4 protein-coding genes are annotated in these 6,653 nt (G+C 73.8%); 3 read left to right on the plus strand and 1 reads right to left on the minus strand.

The annotated features are described in order from the left end of the window. Positions 1-151: 151 nt before the first annotated feature. Together ABZ318_RS06595 and ABZ318_RS06600 are read left to right on the plus strand one after the other, a co-directional pair. Positions 152-2,797, plus strand: coding sequence for a BTAD domain-containing putative transcriptional regulator (locus ABZ318_RS06595; RefSeq protein WP_356901395.1), 2,646 nt, complete (start codon positions 152-154; stop codon positions 2,795-2,797). A 129-nt stretch (positions 2,798-2,926) separates the two neighbouring features. Continuing rightward, positions 2,927-3,691, plus strand: coding sequence for a DUF4232 domain-containing protein (locus tag ABZ318_RS06600; RefSeq protein ID WP_356901396.1), 765 nt, complete (start codon positions 2,927-2,929; stop codon positions 3,689-3,691). Positions 3,692-3,695: 4 nt separating this feature from the next. Here the strand turns inward: ABZ318_RS06600 and ABZ318_RS06605 are convergent, their stop codons facing one another. Next, positions 3,696-4,820: a threonine synthase gene (locus ABZ318_RS06605; RefSeq protein WP_356901397.1), complete on the minus strand. Its 1,125-nt coding sequence runs from the start codon at positions 4,818-4,820 to the stop codon at positions 3,696-3,698. 183 nt (positions 4,821-5,003) lie between these two features. Between ABZ318_RS06605 and ABZ318_RS06610 the strand changes: the two genes are divergently transcribed. Beyond that, positions 5,004-6,653, plus strand: a 1,650-nt coding sequence (locus tag ABZ318_RS06610) for a S8 family serine peptidase (RefSeq protein WP_356901398.1), incomplete at its 3' end; no start/stop codon positions are given.

Here is a 6,653-nt window from a genome sequence, read left to right on the forward strand (position 1 = left end):
GGCCGGCCGTACGAAACCGCAGCGGCACGCGGTGTGAGCAAGGCCACCCGGTGGTGGCGGTGTGCCGTCCCGCCTCGGCGCGGGGGGTCCTCCCGCCCACGTATCCTCGATTCCTCGGAAAACGGGGGAGAGGGATCGCGGAGGTATACAGGTGGAGTTCCGGCTGCTCGGCTCCGTCGCGTTGGTGACGGAGGACAGGGACGTAGCCTTGGGGCCCGCCAAGCGGTCCAGTCTGCTGGCCATGCTTCTGCTGCGGCCAAACAGTGCCGTGAACGTCGGCCAGTTGATCGACGCCCTGTGGGAGGAGGAGCCGCCCACGCACGCCAAGACCGTCCTCCAGGGGCACGTCTCGCGGCTGCGGGCGCTGCTCGCCGAGCACGGGGCCGAGGCGTACGGGGTCGAGCTCGCGACGCAGGGGTCCGCTTATGTGCTGCGGATGCCGGAGTCGCTCGTCGACGCCCACCGGTTCGAGGAGCTCGTCGGGCTCGCCGGTGTCCAGCGCCGGCCCGCCGACGCGGTGCGGATGCTGCGGGAGGCGCTGTCGTACTGGCAGGGGCCCGCGCTCACCGGCACCGTGCACAGCAGGCCCCTCGAAGCCGCGGCGAGCGGCCTGGAGGAGATGCGGCTCGCGTCGGTGGAGGCGCTGGCGGAGGCGTACGGGCAGCTCGGCGAGCACGGCAGGGCCGCCGCCGTCCTGCGTACCGAGGCCGTCGCCCACCCGCTGCGGGAGTCCCTGGCCGCCGCGCTGATGCTGGCGCTCGCCCGCTCCGGCCGGCAGTCGGACGCGATCGACTGGTACCACCGGACCCGGCGGCTGCTCGCCGAGGAGTTGGGCGTCGACCCCGGAGAGACCCTCAGCGAGGCGTACGCGACGCTGCTCCGCTCCGCCGCGCCCGTCTCCGTGCCCCGTCCCGCCGTCGAGGTCAGGGCCCCGGCGCCGGAGGGCCTGCCACGGGCGCCGCGCGGCTTCACCGGCCGCGGGGCCGAGCTGTCCGCGCTCGACCGCGCCGTGCGCGCCGGGGACGGTCCCGTCTGCCTCGTCACCGGGCCGGCCGGCGTCGGCAAGACCGCCTTCGCCGTCCACTGGGCCTACGAGCGGCGCGCCGACTTCCCCGACGGACGGCTCTTCGCCGACCTGCGCGGCTTCAGCGACACCCCGGCGCCCGAAACGGCCGCCGTCCTGCGGGAGTTCCTGCTCGCCCTCGGCGTCTCGCCGCAGAAGATCCCCGAGACCGTCGACGCGCGAGGGGCGCTGTTCCGCTCCCTCACCGCCGGACGCCGGCTGCTCGTCGTCCTCGACAACGCCCGCTCCTCTGAGCAGGTCAGGCCGCTGCTGCCCGGCGGCGACCACTGCGCGACCCTCGTCACCAGCCGCGACCGGCTCGGCGGTCTCATCGCCTCCGACGCTGCCCGCCCCGTGCCGCTCGGGCACCTCAAGGCCGCCGCCTCGGCCGCCCTGCTCACGACCGTGCTCGGCGAGGAGCGGGTCGCCGCCGAACCGGCCGCCGCCACCCGGCTCGCCCGGCTCTGCGACGGCCTGCCGCTCGCCCTCCGGGTGACGGCGGCCCGCCTGGCCGAGCGGCCGCAGTGGACGCTCGACGCGATGGTCGGCGAACTCGCCGACGAGCAGAGCCGGTTGGCGCTGCTCGACGTGGAGGACCGGGGCGTCTCCGCCGCGCTGCGCCTCACCGTGCAGCAGCTGCCGGAGTCCGCCGCCCGGATGTTCCGCGCGATCGGCCTGCACACCGGTTCCGACCTGGACCGGTTCGCGGCGGGCGCGCTCGCCGGGACGGCGCCCGGGCAGGCCTCCGTCGACCTGGACCGGCTCGCCGCCGCGCACCTGCTCACCGAGGCCGTTCCGGGCCGCTGGACACCGCACGACCTGGTCCGCCTCTACGCGCGCCATCTCGCCCCGCAGGCCGACCCCGAGGGCCTGCCCCGGCTCCTCGACCACTACCTCTACACGGGCCTCGCGGCCGACGCCGCCGCCGAGCCCGGCTCGCAGCCCTGCTACTCGCTGCCCGCCGACGCCCGGCGGCCGGCCGCGACGAGGGAGTTCGAGGACCGTACGGCGGCGCTCGACTGGTACGCGGCCGAGCGGCCCGCCCTGGAGGGCGCCGTCGCCGCCGCGGCCGCCCTCGGGATGCACGACCGGGCCTGGCGGCTCGCGCTCGTCCCGTGGCCGCTGATGCTCATGCGGATCGGCGACGGCTGGACGCCGCTGCTGGAGGCCGGGCTCGCCTCCGCCGAGGCGATCGGCGACCTCGACGCGCAGTCACGCGCGCGTGCCCTGCTCGGTTGGATCCTGCACGAGGAGGGCCGGGACGCCGAGGCGCTCGTCCACCTGGAGAAGGCGCCCGGGCTGGCCGCCCGGGCCGGCGATCCGATCAGCGAGGCGATCGCCTACGTCAACTACGCGGCCGTCCTGGACGCGACCGGGGAGCACGAGCGGGCCGGGCTGCTCATGCTGCACGCCGTCTCGCTCGCCGACCGCACCGGCCACCCGTCCACCCAGGTGCTGACCCTCCAGCACCTGGCGGGCCACTGCCTGAAGGCGGAGGAGTACGAGGCGGCACTCGCGCACATCCTTCGCGCCGGGGAACTGGTCGCGCCCGACGCGGTGGTCATCCGGGCCTCGCTGCAGATCACCCTGGGCGAGGCGCTGGCCGGTATCGGCCGTCTCGAAGAGGCCGCCGACCAGCTGGAACGCGCGATCGTCGCGGCCGACGCGGCCGGTTTCACCGAGGGTTCGGCGCGGGCGGCGGCGCGCCTCTCACGGCTGACAGCGAATCGTTAGCGGTACGCAAGCGGGACGGCAGCGCCGGCCGGGAAGCTGGATGCAGCACCGGGGAGAACGGACCGGTGCCGCGAGGCGCACGCACCGAGCGTGCGCCCCGACCGACCGCGTCAACGGGGGAGAACCACCATGCGCAACCACCGCAAGCACACCGTCCTGGCCGCCGCCGCCATCGCCGCCCTCTCGCTGGGTCTGACCGCCTGCGGCGGCGGGGACGACGCCACGGGCGCCAAGGACGCGGGGAGCGCGAGCTCCGCCCAGTCCACCGCCGGTACGGGTGACAACGGCACGGCCGGCGGCGGCACGGCGGACCAGACCGCCGCGAAGAGCGGCTCGGGCTCCACGGGCGGCTCGGCCACCGGCGGCTCCACGGCCGGGTCCACCACCGGTGGCTCCACGTCCGGCTCCAGCACCGGAAGCACCGGCTCCACCGGTTCCACCGGCGGTAAGAGCTCCGCCGCGGCCCCCGCCTGCGCCTACGGCGACATCAAGGTCACGGCGGCGAAGGCGGACGAGGTTCCGACCGAGCGCATCACCCTCACCGCCACCAACACCTCCGGCCGCTCGTGCACCCTGCTCGAGTACCCGCTCATCGCCTTCGGCCCGATCCAGACCGCCAAGGACGTCCCGGCCGTCGCGAAGAGCAAGCCGGCCGCGCCGATCGTCCTGAAGCCCGGCGCGCCCGCCTACGCGAACGTGCGGATCGCGCTCGGCGGCGTCCACGAGGACAACAAGGTCGTGAACGAGTTCAACGTGAACCTCTTCGCCGCCGAGGGCCCGGCCGAGGGCAGCATCGTCGTCAAGGCCCCCGCCGGCGGCCTGGCGGTCGACGAGGCCGCCGCGAAGACGGGCTACTGGACGTACGAGCTCCGCAACGGCGCCGACGAGTTCTGATCCGTCACGCCGCAAGACCCGTCTTCACGCCCGCCCCGCACAGCGGCACCACCGTGAGCCCGGGGCGGGGCTGGGCCGCGCTCACCGCGGCCCAGCAGGCCACGCCGGTCGCCTCGACGAACAGGCCCCGACGGGCCAGGTCCCGTTGCGCCGTACGGATCTGGTCCTCCGTCACCGTCAGGAACGTACCGCCCGTCGCGCGGACCGCCCGCAGGATCTGGCGGGCGCGCGGCGGAGCCGGGATCGCGATGCCCTCGGCGAGGGTGGGGCGGGCGGCGGCCGGCCGCGCGAGGTCCTCCGCGCCCGCGTGGAAGGCCTCGGCCAGCGGGGACACGGCCGCCGCCTGGACGGCGACCAGGGCGGGCCGGGTGTCGACGAGGCCGTGGCGGTGCAGCTCGTCGAGGGCGAGGGCAGCGCCGAGGAGCAGGGTGCCGTTGCCGACGGGGACGACGATCGTGTCCGGGAGGCGCCCGCCGAGCTCCTCCCACAGCTCGTAGACGTAGGTCTTGGTGCCGTGCAGGAAGTAGGGGTTGTACACGTGCGAGGCGTAGAAGACGCCCGGCTCGTCGGCGGCCTCGCGCGCCGCCCGGGCCGTCGCCTCGCGGTCGCCGGGCACCTCGACGACCCGGGCCCCGTGGGCCCGGATCTGCTCCAGCTTCTTGGGGGACGTGCCCCCGGGGACGTACACGACGCAGTCGAGCCCGGCCCGCGCGCCGTACGCGGCGATCGCCGTGCCCGCGTTGCCGCTGCTGTCGGCGAGGACCGTGCGGGGCTCCAGCCGGCGGGCGTGCGCGGCGAGCATCACGGCACCCCGGTCCTTGAAGGACAGGGTCGGCATGAGGAAGTCGAGTTTGGCCGAAACCGAGCCGGTGGCCGACGTCTTGAGGTGGACGAGCGGTGTGCGGCCCTCGCCGAGGCTCACCTCGGGCCCGTACGGGAGCGGAGGCAGTGCCTCCGTGTAACGCCACAATGAATTCACGCGTGAGGCGAGTGACGGGAGGGAGACCGGCGCACTCGTGAACGCGAGGTCCCAGGGGCCGCGGCACCGCGGACAACACCAGGTGAGGACGTCGGTGGGGGACTGGATCCGGCAGCGGGGGCACTCGTAAGCGGTCATGAGGGGCAGCATGTCAGGCGTGTGGCACGGGTGTTGCGGAGCTGCGAGAGCCCTTGTGAGATTCCTATGGATCGGTCAATCTTTCGCTCGGCAGCCGGACGTTCGAGACGGCGCGGGCCTCCCGTGTCGTATTGACATGTCCATGCTGTAGCTGTGTCGTGCTCCTGTCTTGCCCCCACGAGGAGGACCCCCCACATGTCAGTGATGCGTACACCGCGTCGCCGGACGGCCACCGCCGCGGCCATCGCCGTCGCCGCCCTCGCCCTCGGCTCCCTCACCGCCCTCCCGGCGGCCGCCGCGCCGACCGCCCCCGAAGGCGTCATCGAGAACGCCGGCGCCGAAGGCACCGTCCCGGGCAGCTACATCGTCACCCTCGACGAGTCAGCGCAGGCGGAGACCGCCAAGGGCCGGGCCGTCGCCGCCAAGTTCGGCGCGAAGATCAAGCGGACCTTCACCACGGCGGTCAACGGCTACTCCGTCGAGCTCTCCGAGGCGCAGGCGCGGAAGCTGGCGGCCGACCCGGCCGTGAAGTCCGTCGTCCAGAACCGCGTCTTCCACATCGACGGCACCCAGCCCTCCCCGCCCTCCTGGGGTCTGGACCGGATCGACCAGCGGGCCCTTCCGCTGAACCAGAGCTACACCTACCCGGACCCCGCGGGCCAAGGCGTCACGGCGTACATCATCGACACCGGCGTCCGCATCACCCACACCGACTTCGGCGGCCGCGCCTCCTACGGCTACGACGCCATCGACAACGACAACACCGCCCAGGACGGCCACGGCCACGGCACCCACGTCGCCGGCACCGTCGCGGGCACCTCGTACGGCGTCGCCAAGAAGGCGAAGATCGTCGGCGTCCGCGTCCTCGACAACTCCGGCTCCGGCACGACCGAGCAGGTCGTCGCGGGCATCGACTGGGTCACGCGGAACGCCGTCAAGCCTGCCGTCGCCAACATGAGCCTCGGCGGCGGCGTCGACTCCGTCCTCGACCAGGCCGTCCGCAACTCGATCGCCGCCGGCATCACCTACGCCGTCGCCGCCGGCAACGAGACCGACAACGCCGCCAACCACTCGCCCGCGCGCGTGGCCGAGGCCATCACCGTCGGCGCCACCACGTCGAGCGACGCCAAGGCCAGCTACTCCAACTACGGCAGCGGCCTCGACCTCTTCGCCCCGGGCTCCTCCATCACCTCGTCCTGGGGCACCGGCGACACCGCCACCAACACCATCTCCGGTACGTCGATGGCGACCCCGCACGTCGCCGGCGCCGCCGCCCTCTACCTGGCGAGCAACCCGACGGCGACCCCGGCGCAGGTCTCCACGGCCCTGACGACCGCCGCCACTCCGAACGTCGTCACCAGCCCCGGCACCGGCTCCCCGAACAAGCTCCTGTACGTCGGCGGCGGCACCACCCCGCCGCCCACCGGCCCGAAGTTCGAGAACACCACGGACTACGCGATCAACGACAACGCGACCGTCGAGTCCCCGGTCACCGTCAGCGGCGTCACGGGCAACGCCCCCGCCGCCCTCCAGGTGCCCGTGAACATCGTCCACACCTACATCGGTGACCTCCAGGTCCAGCTGATCGCCCCCGACGGCACGGCGTACACGCTGAAGGCCTTCGGCACCGGCGGCAGCGCGGACAACATCAACACCACGTACAGCGTGAACGCCTCCTCGGAGGTCGCCAACGGCACGTGGAAGCTGCGGGTCACGGACAACGCGGCCTACGACACCGGGAAGATCGACTCCTGGGTGGCGTGCAGCCGGTGGATGGCGATGTGCGCGAAGGAACACCAGATGTCGGAGAAGACGGTGACGACTCCGCGCGGCGGGGTCAGGTCG

The sequence above is a fragment of the Streptomyces sp. NPDC006197 genome, assembly GCF_040613865.1.
Classification (GTDB): domain Bacteria; phylum Actinomycetota; class Actinomycetes; order Streptomycetales; family Streptomycetaceae; genus Streptomyces.

What these genes read in the sequence shown, in the direction of transcription:
- ABZ318_RS06600 (WP_356901396.1), top strand. Translation starts at nt 2,927, where the DNA reads ATGCGCAACCACCGCAAGCACACCGTCCTGGCCGCCGCCGCCATCGCC.
- ABZ318_RS06605 (WP_356901397.1), bottom strand. Translation starts at nt 4,820, where the DNA reads ATGCTGCCCCTCATGACCGCTTACGAGTGCCCCCGCTGCCGGATCCAG.